This window comes from Pseudomonas sp. PsB, from assembly GCF_043658375.1.
Classification (GTDB): Bacteria; Pseudomonadota; Gammaproteobacteria; order Pseudomonadales; family Pseudomonadaceae; genus Aquipseudomonas; species Aquipseudomonas putida_Z.
Genome location: NZ_JBIGLU010000021.1, coordinates 1 through 17,667 on the forward strand (window position 1 = coordinate 1; position 17,667 = coordinate 17,667).

General features: G+C 64.4%; 15 protein-coding genes. 9 read left to right on the forward strand and 6 right to left on the reverse strand.

The features are described 5' to 3' along the window. Positions 1-123 precede the first annotated feature (123 nt). Positions 124-1,188, reverse strand: coding sequence for a 23S rRNA (cytidine(2498)-2'-O)-methyltransferase RlmM (gene rlmM / locus ACGLHT_RS21550; RefSeq protein ID WP_085589413.1), 1,065 nt, complete (start codon positions 1,186-1,188; stop codon positions 124-126). Between the two features lie 216 nt (positions 1,189-1,404). Between rlmM and acnA the strand changes: the two genes are divergently transcribed. The 3 genes from acnA (at position 1,405) to ACGLHT_RS21565 (ending at position 6,767) form a co-directional block, all read left to right on the forward strand. Further along, entirely contained in the window at positions 1,405-4,146 is a 2,742-nt protein-coding gene (gene acnA / locus ACGLHT_RS21555; protein ID WP_274120151.1) for an aconitate hydratase AcnA, read from the forward strand. 80 nt (positions 4,147-4,226) lie between these two features. Next, a complete protein-coding gene (locus ACGLHT_RS21560; protein WP_025338304.1) occupies positions 4,227-5,003 on the forward strand; it encodes a CPBP family intramembrane glutamic endopeptidase in 777 nt (258 codons plus the stop codon). Positions 5,004-5,201: 198 nt separating this feature from the next. Further along, positions 5,202-6,767 carry a PAS domain-containing methyl-accepting chemotaxis protein gene (locus ACGLHT_RS21565; RefSeq protein WP_274120150.1) on the forward strand — a complete coding sequence of 522 codons (1,566 nt, stop codon included), beginning with the start codon at positions 5,202-5,204 and terminating at the stop codon, positions 6,765-6,767. Positions 6,768-6,903: 136 nt separating this feature from the next. Here the strand turns inward: ACGLHT_RS21565 and ACGLHT_RS21570 are convergent, their stop codons facing one another. From ACGLHT_RS21570 to ACGLHT_RS21590, 5 genes are all read right to left on the reverse strand, one after another. Next, positions 6,904-7,788 carry a pseudouridine synthase gene (locus ACGLHT_RS21570; protein WP_025338302.1) on the reverse strand — a complete coding sequence of 295 codons (885 nt, stop codon included), beginning with the start codon at positions 7,786-7,788 and terminating at the stop codon, positions 6,904-6,906. Positions 7,789-7,839: 51 nt separating this feature from the next. Then, positions 7,840-8,148 (reverse strand): hypothetical protein, encoded by a 309-nt coding sequence (locus tag ACGLHT_RS21575; RefSeq protein ID WP_004376097.1) that lies wholly within the window; start codon positions 8,146-8,148, stop codon positions 7,840-7,842. Positions 8,149-8,213: 65 nt separating this feature from the next. Then, positions 8,214-8,645, reverse strand: coding sequence for a D-Ala-D-Ala carboxypeptidase family metallohydrolase (locus ACGLHT_RS21580; RefSeq protein ID WP_137163332.1), 432 nt, complete (start codon positions 8,643-8,645; stop codon positions 8,214-8,216). Positions 8,646-8,753: 108 nt separating this feature from the next. Continuing rightward, a complete protein-coding gene (locus tag ACGLHT_RS21585; protein WP_019096182.1) occupies positions 8,754-8,993 on the reverse strand; it encodes a glutaredoxin family protein in 240 nt (79 codons plus the stop codon). Between the two features lie 71 nt (positions 8,994-9,064). Further along, the gene (locus ACGLHT_RS21590) at positions 9,065-10,273 is read right to left on the reverse strand and encodes an ammonium transporter (RefSeq protein ID WP_137163331.1); all 1,209 of its coding nucleotides are present in this window, start codon (positions 10,271-10,273) and stop codon (positions 9,065-9,067) included. Between the two features lie 313 nt (positions 10,274-10,586). Between ACGLHT_RS21590 and ACGLHT_RS21595 the strand changes: the two genes are divergently transcribed. The 6 genes from ACGLHT_RS21595 (at position 10,587) to ACGLHT_RS21620 (ending at position 17,653) form a co-directional block, all read left to right on the forward strand. Further along, positions 10,587-10,901 carry a YqjD family protein gene (locus ACGLHT_RS21595; protein ID WP_025338298.1) on the forward strand — a complete coding sequence of 105 codons (315 nt, stop codon included), beginning with the start codon at positions 10,587-10,589 and terminating at the stop codon, positions 10,899-10,901. 9 nt (positions 10,902-10,910) lie between these two features. Then, positions 10,911-11,285: a phage holin family protein gene (locus ACGLHT_RS21600; RefSeq protein WP_025338297.1), complete on the forward strand. Its 375-nt coding sequence runs from the start codon at positions 10,911-10,913 to the stop codon at positions 11,283-11,285. Next, positions 11,282-11,611, forward strand: coding sequence for a hypothetical protein (locus tag ACGLHT_RS21605; RefSeq protein ID WP_013971682.1), 330 nt, complete (start codon positions 11,282-11,284; stop codon positions 11,609-11,611). The genes ACGLHT_RS21600 and ACGLHT_RS21605 overlap by 4 nt, the downstream gene beginning before the upstream one ends. A gap of 168 nt (positions 11,612-11,779) precedes the next feature. Further along, the gene (locus ACGLHT_RS21610; protein WP_274120149.1) at positions 11,780-13,111 is read left to right on the forward strand and encodes a deoxyguanosinetriphosphate triphosphohydrolase; all 1,332 of its coding nucleotides are present in this window, start codon (positions 11,780-11,782) and stop codon (positions 13,109-13,111) included. A 283-nt stretch (positions 13,112-13,394) separates the two neighbouring features. Further along, positions 13,395-14,012 carry a response regulator transcription factor gene (locus ACGLHT_RS21615; RefSeq protein WP_025338296.1) on the forward strand — a complete coding sequence of 206 codons (618 nt, stop codon included), beginning with the start codon at positions 13,395-13,397 and terminating at the stop codon, positions 14,010-14,012. 8 nt (positions 14,013-14,020) lie between these two features. Further along, positions 14,021-17,653, forward strand: a complete 3,633-nt coding sequence (locus ACGLHT_RS21620) for an ATP-binding protein (RefSeq protein ID WP_274120148.1) — start codon at positions 14,021-14,023, stop codon at positions 17,651-17,653. The last annotated feature ends 14 nt before the right edge of the window (positions 17,654-17,667 follow it).

A 17,667-nucleotide genomic window follows, 5' to 3' on the forward strand; every position in this document is an offset into this window, starting at 1 on the left:
CTCCGCAGTCCCTTCGCTCGGCCTCCTGAAGTCGCAATCGGCGGCGCCTGAACTATCGCGCGCTTAGAAGCAAAAGCCGAAGCAAGAGCAAGAGCAAGAGCAGGAGCAAAGCGGTTCGCTGTGCTAGCGCGGCTTCAAGTCCAACCGGCGCAGATGGCAGGTCACTTCCTCGCGGTCGTGATACAGCTGCTTGCAAGCAATCGACACCTTGATCTTGCGCGCCTTGAAGGTCGCCTCCATGCGGTCGAGCAGCCGGCGTACTTCGGCATAGCGCTGTTTCATCGGCAGCTTCAGGTTGACCACAGCTTCACGACACAACCCCTCGCCCAGCCAGGTCTCGATCAGCGAGGTGGTACGCGCCGGTTTCTCGACAATGTCGCACACCATCCAGTCCACCGGCTGCTTCGGTTGCCAGGTGAAACCATCGGCCATCAGGTGCTGAACCAACCCGGTGTCCATCAGGCTTTCGGCCATCGGCCCGTTGTCGATGGCGGTCACCAGCATGCCCCGGCGCACCAGCTGGTAGGTCCAGCCACCCGGCGAGGCCCCCAGGTCGACACCGGTCATGTCATCGCCCAGGCGCTGCTCCCACTGCTCGCGCGGGATGAACTGGTGCCAGGCCTCTTCCAGCTTGAGCGTCGAGCGGCTGGGTGCCTCGCGGGGGAATTTCAGGCGCGGGATGCCCATGGGCCACAGCGCACTGTTGTTGGCCGGGGCAACACCGGCAAATACCCGGCGGCCGCTGATGAAGGTGAGCAGCAGGCGTGGGCGGCTGGGGTCGTCGACCAGGCGCCCGGCCTTTTCCAAAGCCTTGCGCAGCGGCACCTCGAACTTGCGGCAGAAGGTGGACAGTTCCTTGCCTTCGTTGCTGTCCAGCACCTCCAGCCACAGGCTACCGAATACCGGGAACCCAGCCAGGTGCGCCAGCAGCACACTGATGCGGTCGCTTTCCGGCAGTTCGACATAACCGCCACGGGCCCACTGCCGCGGGAAAATCAGCTGGTTGAAGCGCAGTTCCCCCATCAAGCGCTCGGCACCGCCCTCCTCGCTACAGACAAACTCGGCACTGGCGCTTTGCGGCTTGCCTTTGGCATAGCCGGCAACACCCAGGCGGGCAGCATGTTCGCTGATTTCGGCGCACACCTCACCCTCGAAACCGGGCCGGCAATGCATGAACAGGGTATTCATCTCTCACTCCACTACGGCTGGCGCGCCACAGGCGCCGGCAGGGCGGCGATGATAAAGGAAGATCGGAACCTGCGACACGCCCCGCCGGTCCAGAAAAGGGTCAGGTGGCGCAAAGCGGTCTAACCTGACCTTTCAGCCAGGTCCGTGCCGTGCGGATCGATACAGAGCGGTGCCATCGGCAGATCTTGCCAGGCACCGGCGCAGAAGGAGTTGGCAATGCCCTCGCTCGATAGCCTGAATACCCTCAAATCCCTACAGGTCGGCGACAAGACCTACCACTACTTCAGCCTCACCGAAGCCGCCCGCCAACTGGGCGACCTGCAGCGCCTGCCCATGTCGCTGAAGGTGCTGCTGGAAAACCTGCTGCGCTGGGAAGACGGCAAGACCGTCACCGGCGACGACCTGCGCGCCCTCGCCCAATGGCTGGGCGAGCGACGCTCCGACCGCGAGATCCAGTACCGCCCGGCGCGGGTGCTGATGCAGGACTTCACCGGTGTGCCGGCCGTGGTCGACCTGGCCGCCATGCGCGCAGCCATGGCCAAGGCCGGCGGCGACCCGCAGCGGATCAACCCGCTGTCTCCCGTGGACCTGGTGATCGACCATTCGGTGATGGTCGACCGCTACGGCACGTCGCAGGCCTTCAGCGAGAACGTCGACATCGAAATGCAGCGCAACGGCGAGCGCTACGCCTTCCTGCGCTGGGGCCAGAGCGCCTTCGACAACTTCCGCGTGGTACCGCCGGGCACCGGCATCTGCCACCAGGTCAACCTCGAATACCTCGGCCGCACCGTCTGGACCCGTGAGGCCGATGGCCGCACCTACGCCTTCCCCGACACCCTGGTCGGTACCGATTCGCATACCACCATGATCAACGGCCTGGGCGTGCTCGGCTGGGGCGTGGGCGGCATCGAAGCGGAGGCGGCGATGCTCGGCCAGCCGGTGTCGATGCTGATCCCCGAAGTGATCGGCTTCAAGCTGACCGGCAAACTGCGCGAAGGCATCACCGCCACCGACCTGGTGCTGACGGTGACGCAGATGCTGCGCAAGAAGGGCGTGGTGGGCAAGTTCGTCGAGTTTTATGGTGATGGCCTGGCCGAGCTGCCCTTGGCCGACCGTGCGACCATCGCCAACATGGCCCCGGAATACGGCGCCACCTGCGGCTTCTTCCCGGTCGACCAGGTGACCCTGGACTACCTGCGCCTGTCCGGCCGCCCCGAGGCGACCGTGCAACTGGTCGAGCAGTACTGCAAAGCCCAGGGCCTGTGGCGGCAGCCCGGCCAGGAGCCACTGTTCAGCGACAGCCTGGCGCTGGACATGCACGAGGTCGAGGCCAGCCTGGCAGGGCCCAAGCGGCCGCAGGACCGGGTAGCCCTGGGCCAGGTCAGCCAGGCCTTCGACCACTTCATCGAACTGCAACCCAAGCCGCTGGCCAAAGAGGTCAGCCGCCTGGAAAGCGAAGGTGGCGGCGGCGTGGCGGTGGGCAACGCCGACCAGGCGGGGGAGATCGACTACAGCCATCAAGGCCAGACCCACACACTGCGCGATGGCGCCGTGGTGATTGCCGCGATCACCTCGTGTACCAACACCTCCAACCCCAGCGTGATGATGGCCGCCGGGCTGGTGGCGAAAAAGGCCCTGGAAAAAGGCCTGCAACGCAAACCCTGGGTCAAGAGCTCGCTGGCGCCGGGCTCCAAGGTGGTCACCGACTACTTCAAGGCAGCCGGGCTCACCACCTATCTGGACCAATTGGGGTTCGATCTGGTCGGCTATGGCTGCACCACCTGCATCGGCAACTCCGGCCCGCTGGATGAAGCGATCGAAAAAGCCATCGGCAGCGCCGACCTCACGGTGGCTTCGGTGTTGTCGGGCAACCGCAACTTCGAAGGCCGCGTGCACCCGCTGGTCAAGACCAACTGGCTGGCCTCGCCGCCGCTGGTGGTGGCCTATGCCCTGGCCGGCAGCGTGCGCCTGGACCTGACCTGCGACCCGCTGGGCACCGGCAAGGATGGCCAGCCGGTGTACCTGCGCGATATCTGGCCCAGCCAGCAGGAAATCGCCGCTGCCGTGGCCAAGGTCGACACGGCGATGTTCCACAAGGAGTACGCCGAGGTGTTCGCCGGCGATGCACAGTGGCAGGCCATCGAGGTACCGCAGGCGGCCACCTACGTGTGGCAGGCCGACTCCACCTATATCCAGCATCCGCCGTTCTTCGACGACATCGGCGGGCCACCCCCGCAGATCACCGACATCCAGGGTGCGCGGATCCTGGCGCTGCTGGGTGACTCGGTGACCACCGACCACATTTCCCCGGCCGGCAACATCAAGGCCGACAGCCCGGCCGGGCGCTACCTGCGTGAGCAGGGCGTGGAGCCCCGCGACTTCAACTCCTACGGCTCGCGGCGTGGCAACCATGAAGTGATGATGCGCGGCACCTTCGCCAACATCCGCATCCGCAACGAAATGCTGGCGGGCGAAGAAGGTGGCAACACCCTGCACGTGCCCAGTGGCGAGAAGCTGTCGATCTACGACGCGGCCATGCGCTACCAGCAGGAAGGCACTCCGCTGGTGGTGATCGCCGGCCAGGAATACGGCACCGGCTCGAGCCGCGACTGGGCGGCCAAGGGCACCAACCTGCTGGGGGTCAAGGCGGTACTGGCGGAAAGCTTCGAACGCATTCACCGCTCCAACCTGGTAGGCATGGGCGTACTGCCGCTGCAGTTCAAGGCCGGGCACAACCGCAAGCAACTGGGGCTGACCGGCAAGGAAAAGATCGATGTGCTTGGCTTGAACGGCGCACAGATCCGCCCGGGCATGAGCCTGCCCTTGCGCATCACCCGCGAGGACGGGCAGCAGGAGCAGATCGAGGTGCTGTGCCGGATCGATACCGTGAATGAGGTGGAGTACTTCAAGGCCGGGGGAATTCTGCATTATGTGTTGCGCCAGCTGATTGCTGGTTGAGGCGCGTATGCTTGGGGCTGCTGTACACGCCGATCGCCTGTAGGAGCGGCCCGTTTCCGTTTACCCGAAAAGGACCACTCGTGCCTCGCTTCCACCTGATCGCACTTTCACTCCTGGCACTCGGCTACACCCTCGCCCTGAGCCAGGGCAACCTCGGCATCACCACCCTGCCCACCTTTCTCGCCCTGCTTGCCAGCGCCCTGCTCGCTCGCCGCCCCCAGCGCTGGCAACAAGCCCTCGGCCACACGTTGTTCATCCTCCTGGCCATCGCCCTGGCATTGCACTGGCTGCCCGGCTTCAACGCTGCCAAGGTCATCGACGGCGTTGTCCTCAGCCCCGGCGCCCTGCCCTTCACGATGTACCTGAACCTGGACAAACCGCTGATCGGCGCCTGGCTGCTGCTGGCCTGCCCTTGGCTGTTCCTGTGGCGCAGCCAGGGCCTGGCGACCAGCCTGCTGTACGCCCTGCCCCTGACCCTGCTCGCCTGCCTGGGCGGCGCCTGGGCACTGGGCATGCTGGCCTGGGCCCCGAAATGGCCCGACCAGGCCTGGCTCTGGCTGCTGAACAACCTGCTGCTGGTAAGCCTGACCGAAGAACTGTTGTTCCGCGGTTACATCCAGGCCGGCCTGCAACGGCTACTGCGCCACCAAGGGTTGGCATTGTTCGCCGCCGCCTTGCTGTTCGGCCTGGCCCACCTGGGGGCCGGCTGGCAATGGGTGTACCTGGCCACCCTTGCCGGTATCGGCTACGGCCTGGCGTACCGCTGGGGCGGCGTGGCGGCGGCGGTGCTCTGCCATTTCGGCCTGAACCTGGTGCACTTCACCCTGTTCAGCTATCCGATGCTGGCTCTTGGCTAGCTAATCGGTCATCATTCGACTTATACGTCATGAAACAGCAGTAAAAACGCAATAATGACGCCAACTTGCTTGAACGTGCTCGCTGGCTAACCCAGATCAAGTGATGGCTTATTGCCACAGATCAAGCACATTAATTATTCATTCAATAAAACCAGCGGCTTGCCGATACCTGTCGAAAGCCCTGCGGACTATCAACCCATGCGTAACAACCAGCCGATTACCCAGAGAGAACGGACTTTCCCTGCCCAGCAGCGGTTGATCTCCACCACCAATGCCAAAGGTGTGATCACTTACTGCAACGATGCCTTCATCGAGATCAGTGGTTTCACCCGCGAAGAGCTGACCGGTGCGCCGCACAACCTGGTGCGCCACCCCGACGTGCCGCCAGCGGTGTTTGCCCACATGTGGCAAACCCTCAAGCAGGGCCAGCCGTGGATGGGTATCGTCAAGAACCGCTGCAAGTCCGGTGACCACTACTGGGTCAACGCCTATGTCACGCCGATCTTCGACAACAACCAGGTGGTCGGCTTCGAGTCGGTACGGGTCAAGCCTACCGCCGAGCAGGTCCGCCGCGCCGAGGCGCTGTACCAGCGCATCAACCAGGGCAAGCCGCCGGTACCACGCCGGGACAAGTGGCTGCCGGTGCTGCAGGACTGGTTGCCGTTCATCCTGATCAGCCAGGTGGGCTTCCTGATCGGCAACTGGCTGGGCCATTCCTGGGGCTTCGCCCTGGCTGCCGGGCTTTCCGTACCGCTGGGCCTGCTGGGCCTGAGCTGGCAGCAGCGCGGCCTCAAGCGCCTGCTGCGCCTGGCCGAACAGACCACTTCCGACCCGCTGATCGCGCAGATGTACACCGACAGCCGTGGCGTGCAGGCGCGCCTGGAAATGGCCATGCTCAGCCAGGACGCGCGCATGAAAACCTGCCTGACCCGCCTGCAGGACAGCGCCGAACACCTCAGCGAACAGGCGCGCCAGTCCGACGAGCTGGCGCACAAGAGTTCTTCGGGCCTGGAACGCCAGCGGGTGGAGACCGAGCAGGTTGCCGCTGCGGTCAACCAGATGGCCGCCACCACCCAGGAAGTGGCCAACCACGTGCAGCGCACCGCCGATGCCACCCAGGAAGCCAACCGCCTGACCAGCCAGGGCCGGCAGATTGCCGGTGAAACCCGCGAGGCCATCGAGCGCCTGTCGGCGGCGGTGGGCGAGACCGGCCAGACGGTGACGCAACTGGCCAAGGACAGCGACGAGATTGGTGGCGTGGTCGATGTGATCAAGGGCATCGCCGACCAGACCAACCTGCTGGCGCTGAACGCGGCCATCGAAGCGGCACGTGCCGGTGAAATGGGCCGAGGCTTTGCCGTGGTGGCCGACGAAGTACGCCAGCTGGCCCAGCGCACTGCCGAATCCACCGGGCAGATCCACGGCCTGATCGCCAAGCTGCAACAAACCGCCAGCAATGCCGTGCTGACCATGGAAACCGGCCATCGCCAGGCGCAGGAAGGCGTCGACCGTGTGATGCAGGCCGACGAGGCACTGGTGGGCATCAGTGACGCGGTAGCCAACATTACCGACATGGCCACCCAGATTGCTGCGGCGACCGAGGAGCAGACTGCAGTGGCTGACGAGATCAGCCGCAACATCAGCACCATCGCCGACCTGGCCGACCAGACTGCCGAACAGGCCCAGCACTCGGCGCTGCTCAGCGAAGAGCTGACCAGCACGGCGGGCACCCAGTACTCGCTGGTGGAGCGGTTCAACCGCTAGGGCCCTGTAGGAGCGGCCTTGTGTCGCGATGGGCCGCGAAGCGGCCCCAGGAGTTCAGCGGTGATGCAAAAAAATGCCGGGGCCGCTTCGCGGCCCATCGCGACACAAGGCCGCTCCTACAACGACCCCGTCCAGACTACCAATCCAGCTGCAAGCAGCTCTCGAAGTAGCGCTCTTCCCCGCTCAGCGGGTCTGCAAAGCGCAGGCTCTGCGCCAGCAACTTCAGTGGCCGCTGGTAGTCATCCTCTTCGTTGACCAACTGCGGATAGAACGGGTCATTGCAGATCCCCGCCCCCAATGCCGCCATGTGCACACGCAACTGATGGGTCTTGCCAGTCACCGGCGACAGCCCGTAACGCCACAGCTCGCCATTCTTCTCCAGCACTTCGGCCAGGGTTTCGCTGTTGGCCTCCCCCTCTACCTCATGCATGCGGAAAAACGGCTCGCCATGTACCAGGCGGCTTTTGTGCACCAGCGGGAAATCGTGCTGCGGCATGGCCGCGGCAATGGCCTGGTAGCGCTTGTCGATACGTCGTTCGGGGAACAGCCGTTGGTAGGCACTGCGGCTCTGCGGGTTGGCGGAAAACAGTACAAGCCCGGCGGTATGCCGGTCGATACGGTGCAACGGCACCAGATGCGGGTTGCCCAGGCGGCGGATCAGGCGGCGCAGCAAGGTCTGTTCGACGTATTCGCCAGTCGGCGTCACTGGCAGGAAATGCGGCTTGTCGGCTACCACCAGGTGCTCATCCACATGCAGTACGGTCTCCTGCACCGGGATCGGCCGCTCGTTCGGCACCTCACGGAAGTAGTGCAAACGCATACCGCGCTTGTAAGGCAGTTCGGCAGAAACCGCCCGCCCCTCGGCATCCAGCACCCGGCCCCGGGCAAAGCGGTCGAGCCACTGGGCGCGGTCGATGGCCTTGAAATGGTCACACAGGCAGTCGAGCACCGTCGCCCAGTTACCGGGGGGCAGGCACACCGTGCTGGCTTGCTGGCGGGCGGGGTCGAAAGGCGTTGTCATGGCAGGGCTCGAAACGTTCACGGCCGCGCATTATCCCCCAAGCCCGTGCCCTCAACCAGCCTGGGCAATGGCCTCGCAGCGCTCCTTCAGCCAGCGCAACACCTGCACCGGCTCCCAGCGCCCAGGGTCGTAGAGGGCATACAGCAACCCCTGGTACCCCACCACGTCCAGCCCACGGTGGTAGCCGGCACGCTGGAACAGGGCCTCGATCTCGGCGAAGCAGGTATTGAAGTGGACCTTGCCGAACGGCGTACGGTCGTCGGTCACCAGGCCTTCGAGGCGCAGTTCCAGAACAGCGTCGGCCACCCGCTCGACGGGCATGCGGTTGACGCTGTACTTGAGTTGCTCGACATTGAGCATGGCTTCACCTCGACACTGTATTTATATACAGCATACGAACATCCCCTTGGCGCCGTCAATGCGCTTCATTGCAGCCCCGGCAGATAGCCGGTGCCTTTGCGGATGGTCAGCACCTGGCGCCGGGGGTCGCTACGCGACACGGCCAGGTGCACCCAGTTATCGAATTCGAGGATCAGCTGGTCGAAGGGGATGGCGCTTTCGCTGATCCGGCGCACCACCTCGCGCGGGCTGACTTCAATCACCGTGAAGTCAGCCGCCAGCCCCTGCAGATGCTTGCTCGCCAGCGCCCCGCCAATGCGCTGGTTGACTGCGGGGCTGCGATAGCCGCTGCTGACGATGACCGGTGCACCGAACAGCGCGCGCACCTGCTCCAATGCATTGCACAGCAACTGCAGGTTGGCACGCGCTTCGGCTGGAGGATTGTTGTCGAGCCCTTCCCTGGCGGCGAGCTGCGAAACGGTCATTTCATCGAGGGTGAAATGGGGGGAAATGAGCATGGCTGGGTTCCTGATGACAGCTGAAGGATGCCGGCCTCAACGTGCCGGCAGCGGATCATCACAACGCAGCACGCCGCATGGAGCAGGGACAGACCTCCCCTTGCGCGATTACTGCGCGAGAAACGCCACCACCTGTTCGGCATCGAACGGCCAGTGCAGCTCGCCGCCATTGTCACAGCGGCGCAGCACCGGAATGATCAGGCCATAGCGTTCGAACAGGGCTTCGTTCTCGGCAATGTCGACCAGTTCTACCAGCAGGCCATGGTCGACGAAGGGCATCAGCACGGCCTCGGCCACTTCACACAGGTGGCAGCCGAGGGTGCCGAACAGTTGGCATTCAGGCAGCATGGGGGCAAGTCCGCTTTGGCAGGGAGAAACCTATTCTAGGTCTGTCCTGCCGTCCGTGCACCTGACCTGGCTCAATCCTGGCTGGTGGCGCCGATACGGTGCAGCGACAGGTCCGCGCCCTGGAACTCCTGCTCATGGCTCAAGCGCAGCCCATGCAGCGCGCGGATTGCACCATACACGGCAAATCCGCCGGCCAATGCCACCACCACGCCCATCAGGCTGCCCAGCAACTGGCTGACCAGGCTGACAGCGCCCATGCCACCCAGCACCTCCTGGCCGAAGATGCCGCAGGCCATGCCACCCCAGACACCGCACAGGCCATGCAACGGCCACACACCCAGCACATCATCGATCTTCCAGCGGTTCTGCGCCGCGGTGAAGGTCCAGACGAACAGCGCACCCGCCACCAGGCCGGTGGCCAGCGCACCAATCGGGTGCATCAGGTCGGAACCGGCACAAACCGCTACCAGCCCGGCCAGCGGCCCGTTATGCAGGAAGCCCGGGTCGTTACGCCCGGCCAGCAAGGCCGACAGGGTGCCACCGACCATGGCCATCAGCGAGTTGATCGCCACCAGGCCGCTGACACCCTGCAAGGTCTGGGCACTCATGACGTTGAAGCCGAACCAGCCGATGATCAGGATCCACGACCCCAATGCCAGGAAGGGAATGCTCGACGGCGCAAACGCCACTAGCCGGCCATCGCGGTAGCGCCCGCGGCGTGCGCCCAGCAGCAGCACCGCCGCCAGCGCCAGCCAACCACCCATGGCATGCACCACCACCGAGCCGGCAAAGTCATGGAACGGCGCGCCGAAGCGTGCCTGCAACCAGGCCTGAACGCCCAGGTTGCCGTTCCACACCACGCCCTCGAAGAACGGGTAGATGAACGCCACGATCAACGCCGTGGCACACAGTTGCGGCACGAAGCGCGCCCGCTCGGCGATGCCCCCGGAGATGATCGCCGGGATCGCCGCTGCAAAGGTCAGCAGGAAGAAGCACTTGACCAGCGCATAGCCATGGTCGGCCGCCAGCGCCGCCGCTGGCTGGAAGAAGTTGACCCCGTAGGCGATCCAGTAGCCGATGAAGAAGTACACCAATGCCGAGATAGCGAAGTCGCTGAGAATTTTCGACAAGGCGTTGACCTGGTTCTTGTGGCGCACCGTGCCCACTTCGAGAAACGCGAAGCCGGCGTGCATGGCCAGCACCAGAATGGCGCCCATGAGAATGAACAGGGTGTTGGAACCATGGACCAGGGAGTCCATCGCGCTGTGCATGTTTTCCATGAAATAGGCAGACCTGCTGAAAAAGGCACCAGGACAGTTCAAGAACCTGCATCCCTGCACCGAATCGGTGCCAGCCCCCTGCCCTGTTTCGGTGAGCCGGGCGGAGCCTGCGTGGTTTTTTCTTGGGTTTGTCGTGGATTGGGTTAAGGTTTATCGGTATCCGCTGCGCTGGCGCCCCTAATCGGCGCAATACCTGCCTGGGGCGCCCCGCAACGTGGCAAAGCCTTAGCAAGGCCCATACCAGCGCCGGCACTTGAACCTTCCGCGCGTGCTATCACTCGAACTACCAACACTCATCGACAGGGAGACACCCATGGCCAGCAAATCGGCAAAGACTGCACAAGAGATATTGATGGCTGACTTCCAGGCATTGGTCCGTGACACCGAGAAGCTGCTGGCCGACACCGCCAACCTGGCCGGCGACCAGGCTGACGAGTTGCGTGAACAGATCCACGACCGCCTGGCCCAGGCCCGCGAAAGCCTGCAGCTGACCCAGGACTCGGTGCGCGAGCGCGGCCAGGCAGCACTGGGCAGTGCCGAACAGTACGTGCAGGAAAAACCATGGCAGGCGATCGGCATTGCCGCTGGCGTCGGCCTGTTGATCGGCCTGCTGGCCAACCGGCGCTAAGGGGTTCCCATGGAGAACGACGCCAACGGCGCCAGCGCCTCGGGCAGGCGCCTGGGCGCGGCTGCCCTGGGGCTGCTGCACAGCCATATCGAACTGTTTGGCATCGAGTTGCAGGAGCAGAAGGGCCGCACCTTGAGCCTGCTGCTGTTCGCCGGCCTGGCCCTGGTATTCGCCCTGCTGCTGCTGACGGCGCTGTCCGGGCTGTTGCTGGTATTGCTGTGGGACAGCTATCGCCTGGCCGGCATCATCGGCCTGTGCGTGTTCTACGGCATCGCCGCGCTGTATTGCGGCCTGCGCCTGAAGGCAGCGGTGTTCGACGAGTCGTCGCCCTTCGGCGCCACCCTCGAGGAACTTGCCAAGGACCGGGAGCGCCTGTTGCCATGAGCCTGCCAGAACTGCCAAACACCCGAAACCCGCGGGAACTGCGCAAGGCGCTGCTGCGCCTGCGCATGGAAATGCACCGCCAGGAAATCCGCCACGAGTCCGCACAGTTGCTTGAGCCGCTGCGCCGCGTGCGCGGCATGGGCAGCTCGCTGCACGACGGGCTGGGCATCAAGCATGCGCCGCTGTGGGGGATTGGCGCCGTGGTGGCGCTGGGTTTCCTCACCGGCAAGGGCGTGCGCAGCGGCAACCTGGCGCGGCTGTTGCGCCTGGGCACCAGCCTGCTGCCGCTGCTGCGCCTGTACCTGCAAGGCAGCCGCCGCCCCTAACCATCGCGGTCCCTGTAGGAGCGGCCTTGTGTCGCGACAGGGCTGCATAGCAGCCCCGACAATTTGTGCACTATTGCTGAAATCCTGGGGCCGCGTTGCGGCCCTTTCGCGACACAAGGCCGCTCCTACAGGATATGCTGCTGCCTTCGACCTACAGGAGACCGCGCCTTGGACTGGCACACCCTGCTCACCCGCGAACGCCTGGGCAAAGCCCTGTACAGCGCCGATGAACTCGGGCGCAGCCCCTTCCACAAGGACCACGACCGCATCATCTTCTCCGGTGCCTTCCGCCGCCTAGGGCGCAAGACCCAGGTGCACCCGGTTTCCAGCAACGACCATATCCACACACGCCTGACCCACTCGCTGGAAGTCAGCTGCGTCGGCCGCTCGCTGGGCATGCGCGTCGGCGAAACCCTGCGCGACAGCCTGCCGGACTGGTGCGCCCCCAGCGACCTGGGGATGATCGTGCAGTCGGCCTGCCTGGCCCATGACATCGGCAACCCACCGTTCGGCCACTCTGGCGAAGACGCCATCCGCCACTGGTTCCAGCAGGCCGCCGGGCGTGGCTGGCTGGACGACATGAGCGACGACGAGCGCGCCGACTTCCTCAACTTCGAAGGCAACGCCCAAGGCTTTCGCGTACTCACCCAGCTGGAGTACCACCAGTTCGACGGCGGTACCCGGCTGACCTATGCCACCCTCGGCACTTACCTGAAGTACCCGTGGAGCGCACGCCACGCCGACGCCCTGGGCTACAAGAAGCACAAGTTCGGCAGTTACCAGAGCGAACTGCCGCTGCTCGAACAGATCGCCCGCAAGCTCGGCCTGCCGCAACTGGAACATCAGCGCTGGGCGCGCCACCCGCTGGTCTACCTGATGGAGGCTGCGGATGACATCTGCTACGCGCTGATCGACCTGGAAGACGGCCTGGAAATGGAGTTGCTGCAGTACGCGGAAGTCGAAGCGCTGCTGCTCGACCTGGTCGGCGATGACCTGCCGGAAACCTACCGTCAGCTCGGCCCAGGCGACTCCCGGCGGCGCAAGCTGGCGATCCTGCGCGGCAAGGCCATCGAGCACCTGACCAACGCTGCCGCCCGCGCCTTCGTCGAGCAGCAGCAAGCCTTGCTGGCCGGCCAGCTGGCGGGCGACCTGGTCGAACACATGCATGGCCCGGCCAAGCGCTGCGTGCTGCAGGCCAAGGACATGGCACGCAACAAGATCTTCCAGGACAAGCGCAAGACCCTGCACGAGATCGGCGCCTACACCACGCTGGAGATTCTGCTGAACACCTTCTGCGGCGCCGCCCTCGAACAGCACGGCGGACGCACGCCGTCGTTCAAGAGCCGCCGGGTACTGGACCTGATCGGCAACAATGCCCCCGATCCACGCGGCTCGCTGCACAGCGCCTTCCTGCGCATGATCGACTTCATCGCCGGGATGACCGACAGCTATGCCAGCGAAATGGCCCGGGAAATGACCGGGCGCTCCAGCCCGACCTGAGCACTGCCGGTGCAGCCCGGGCATCGCCCGGAGCTGCACCGTGTATTGTGGGAAACTTCCTACATATATTGGCAGCAAGTTAAACAGCACGAATAAAAACAAATGAAAAGTTACCAATCACGCTTTGACATCGAGTTAAACGCGCCTGCCTCGTAGCCCGTTTTGTTTTATCTTGTAAGCCATTTCCCATATAGGGCTAATAGCCCTTCCTCGCATGCCCGATGACTTCCAACTGCGATATGGTGCCGCCTGTCACCCTCAATAGCCCGCAGGGAAGTTGAACATGCATTCCATATTTATCGTCGACGACCACCCCGTCATCCGCCTGGCCGTTCGTATGTTGCTGGAAAACCAGAATTACAAAGTTGTCGGCGAGTCGGACAACGGCGTGGACGCCATGCAGATGATTCGCGAAACCGCCCCCGACCTGGTCATTCTCGACATCAGCATCCCCAAGCTAGACGGGCTGGAGGTGCTTGCCCGCTTCCAGGCCATGGCCCTGCCCCTGAAGGTGCTGGTACTGACCGCGCAGTCTCCCGCATTGTTTGCCGTACGCTGCATGCACTCCGGTGCTGCAGGCTACGTGTGCAAGCAGGAAGACCTGAGCGAACTGCTCAGTGCAATCAAGGCCGTGCTGGCCGGTTACAACTACTTCCCCAGCCAGGCAATCAAGCATGACCAGGCGGTAGATGCCGACTTGCAACTTTTCCGCCAGGTGAATGACCGCGAACTGATGGTGCTGCAACTCTTCGCCCAAGGCCGCAGCAACAAGGAAATTGCCAAGGGCATGTTTCTCAGCAGCAAGACCGTCAGTACCTACAAGAAGCGCCTAATGCACAAACTTCAGGTCAATACGCTGGTCGACCTGATCGAAATGGCCAAACGCAACGCGCTGGTCTGAGGGTAGTCATGGTGCGCCTTATCGTTCGCCTGCTGCTCACCCTGCTTCTGTTCAGCGGCGTGGCACAGGCTACCCATCACGAGGCCTCGTCCTATGCCTTGCTGGCACGCTCATCGGCCAGGCCGGCACTGCCTGCCCTCACCAGCGAACAACGTCAATGGCTCGAAGGCCGTCAGGAACTGGTGCTGGGTACCTCGGCACCGGACTACCCGCCGTTCGACATCACCAGTGGGGGTCGCGACTACCAGGGCCTAACTGCCGAGTACGCGAGCCTGATCGGCAAGGCCCTGCAGTTGCCTGTGCGGGTGCTGCGCTTTTCCAGCCGGCAAGCGGCGGTGGAGGCGCTCCGGCAGGGCGACATCGACCTGCTTGGCAGCGCCAATGGCTACGAAGCGGCCAGCGATGACCTAGCCCTGTCGCACCCCTATGCCATCGACCAACCAGTGCTGGTAACGCGCGAGGACGAAAGCCGGGCGCTGGACATGGGCCTGGCGGGCATGCGCCTGGGCATGCTCTACCACTATCTGCCCCGGCAGGAGGTGAAAAGCGCCTACCCCAAGGCCGAGCTGCTGGCCTTCGGCTCGTCCAGCCAGGCCCTGAGTGCCGTGGCGTTCGGCCAGGCCGACGTATTCATCGGCGATACCATTTCCACCCACTACCAGCTCAATCGCGGCCACCTGCCGCGCCTGCGCATGGCCAGTTTCGGCAAGCACGAAGCCATCGGCTTCGGTTTTGCCCTGCGCCACGAGGACAGGGTGCTGATGGAGATGGTGAACGCCACCCTGGACGGACAGACCTTGGCCATACGCGCCAGTATCTTCAAGCGCTGGAGCGCCGGTAGCGACCTGCTGCTGACCGACCGCAGGCTGCAACTGACCGACGCAGAAGAACAATGGCTGCAGGATCACCCGGTGATGCGCGTGGCGATCGACGAGACCGCTGCACCGGTCTCCTATTTCGATGGCTCGGGGCATTTTCGCGGTATCACCGCCGACCTGCTCGAACTCATTCGCCTGCGCACCGGCTTGCGTTTCGAAGTGCAGCGCGCCAGCGGCCTCGCCGACATGATTGCCCGCCTCAAGGATGGCCGCGCCGATGTCATCGCCGCACTGGCTACCGGCGGGGTGAACGAAGACGACCTGCAAATCAGCCGGCCCTACCTGGAAAGCGCCTATGTACTGGTCAGCCGCAAGGACAAAAAGCCCTTCACCTCGCTGGAGCAACTGCAGGGGCATCGCATTGCCATTACCCGCTACAGTGCCATGGACGCCATGCTGTCGCGGCACCATCCGCAAATCGGCTGGGTCGAGACCGAAAGTTCGTTCTATTCCATGGCGTTGCTCAACAGCGGTGCCGTCGATGCGGTGATCACCACCCTGATCGACGCCAACCACGCGCTGGCCGGCAACCCCGAACTGGTCATCCGGGCTACCGTCGGCAGCGAACCCGCCAACTTCGCCATGGCCACCAGTGCCCCGTCACAGGCGCTGGTGTCGATCCTCGACAAGGCGCTGCTGAGCATCTCGCCGGAAGAACTGGGGGTCATCAACAACCGCTGGCGCGGCTTCAGCCTGCACGAGGATGGCAACGACCAGGGCTACCGCCGGCTGGCGATACAGGTGGTACTGGGCACCGCCGTGCTGTTGCTGCTGGCCTTGCTGTGGAATGCCCGCCTGCGCCTGCAGATTCGCCAGCGGCAACGCGCCGAACGGGCGCTGAACGACCAGTTGGCGTTCATGCGCGCCCTGCTCAACGGCACGCCCCACCCCATGTACGTGCGTGACCGCGAGGGCCGCCTGCAAAGCTGCAACTACAGCTACCTGGAAGCCGTGCAGGCCCGCTCCGAAGAGGTCATCGGCAAGAACCTGGAGGGCAGCCTGTTCGCCGATTTCGAGCAGACCCGGCAGATCCACGCCGACTACCTGAAGGTGATGGCAGAAGGCTCGCCACTGATCATGGACCGGCCACTACGGATCCAGGGCCGGGAGATGACCATCTACCACTGGATCCTGCCGTACCGCGACTCACTGGGTGAGGTGCAAGGCATAATCGGTGGCTGGATCGACATCAGCGAGCGCCGCCATCTGGTCATGGAGCTGCGCCAGGCCAAGCAGCAGGCCGACGATGCGAACCGCGCCAAAAGCACGTTCCTGGCCACCATCAGCCACGAAATCCGTACCCCGATGAATGCAGTCATCGGCATGCTCGAACTGGCAGTCAAGCGTGCCGACCAAGGCCGGGTAGACCGTTGCGCGCTGGAGCTGGCCCACCACTCGGCCAAGGACCTGCTGGGCCTGATCGGCGATATCCTCGACATCGTGCGCATCGAGTCGGGGCACTTGTCCCTCGCCCCGGAGGCCGTCGACCTGGCGGCCCTGGTCGAATCGGTGGGGCGTATTTTCGAAGGCCAGGCGCGGCAGAAAGGCCTGGCCCTGGAGGTGATGATCGCACCGGCCGCACGCTGCCATGCCCTGCTCGACCCCCTGCGTTTCAAGCAGGTCCTGTCCAACCTGGTAAGCAACGCCATCAAGTTCACCGAGCATGGCCAGGTGCGCATCTGCGTCGGCCTGGTGGACGACGGCAGCACTACCCCCGCCGTGCTGGAGCTGGAAGTACGCGACAGTGGCATCGGTATCCACGCCGACGACCTGCAACGCCTGTTCAACCCGTTCATCCAGGCCAACCCGCATAGCCAGAGCGCCCGCGCGGGTACCGGGCTGGGCCTGGCCATCTGTCGCAACCTGTGCGAAATGATGGGCGGCAGCCTGACCATCAAGAGCCTGGAGGATGTCGGCACCCAGGTACGCCTGAAAATGCCGCTGCAGCGGGTTGACGCTGCGGCGCAGCCGGCCCCGCTGATAGAGAACCTCGATGTGCCCGACCCACGGCTGAACGTGCTGGTGATCGACGACCACCCGGCCAACCTGCAACTGATGGCACAGCAGCTTGGCTACCTGGGGCTGGAGCACACCAGCGCCCGCGACGGTCGCGAAGGCCTGGCCACCTGGCGGGCGGGCGACTTCGATGTGCTGGTGCTCGACTGCAACATGCCGCACATGAACGGCTACCAGCTGGCCACCGCCGTGCGTACCGAGGAACGCCATGGCAAGCGGCCGCGCTGCACCATTCTCGGCTACACCGCCAACGCACAGCCGGAGGTACGCCGAAAGTGCCTGAGCGCCGGCATGGACGACTGCCTGCTCAAGCCCATCAGCCTGGGCACGCTCAGCCAGCGCCTGGCCGGCATCCGCCCGCGCCGCCAGCACAAACCGCGGCTCAAGCTGTACCACCTGGACGGCCTGGCCACAGTGGTCGGGCATGACCCGAACGACCGCCAGCGCTTCCTGCAGGCATTGCAGCAGAGCCTGCAGGCCGATCTGGCCACCTTGATGGCATTGCATCCACAGCGCGACAGCGATGCCATTGCCGAACAGGCGCACAAGGTGCTCAGCGCCGCGCGGATGCTGGAAGCCCCCGCGCTGATGAAGGCCTGCGAAGCCCTGGAGGCAAGCGGCTTGCCTCCCGACCAGTTACGCCTGCGGCGCCAGGCACTGGCGCGGCATATGTGCCGGGTAGAACGTGCCCTGGCCAAGGAACTGGCCACAGGCACCTGCACACAGGCAGGCAGCCAGGCGTGTTAACTGGTAGACTGCGC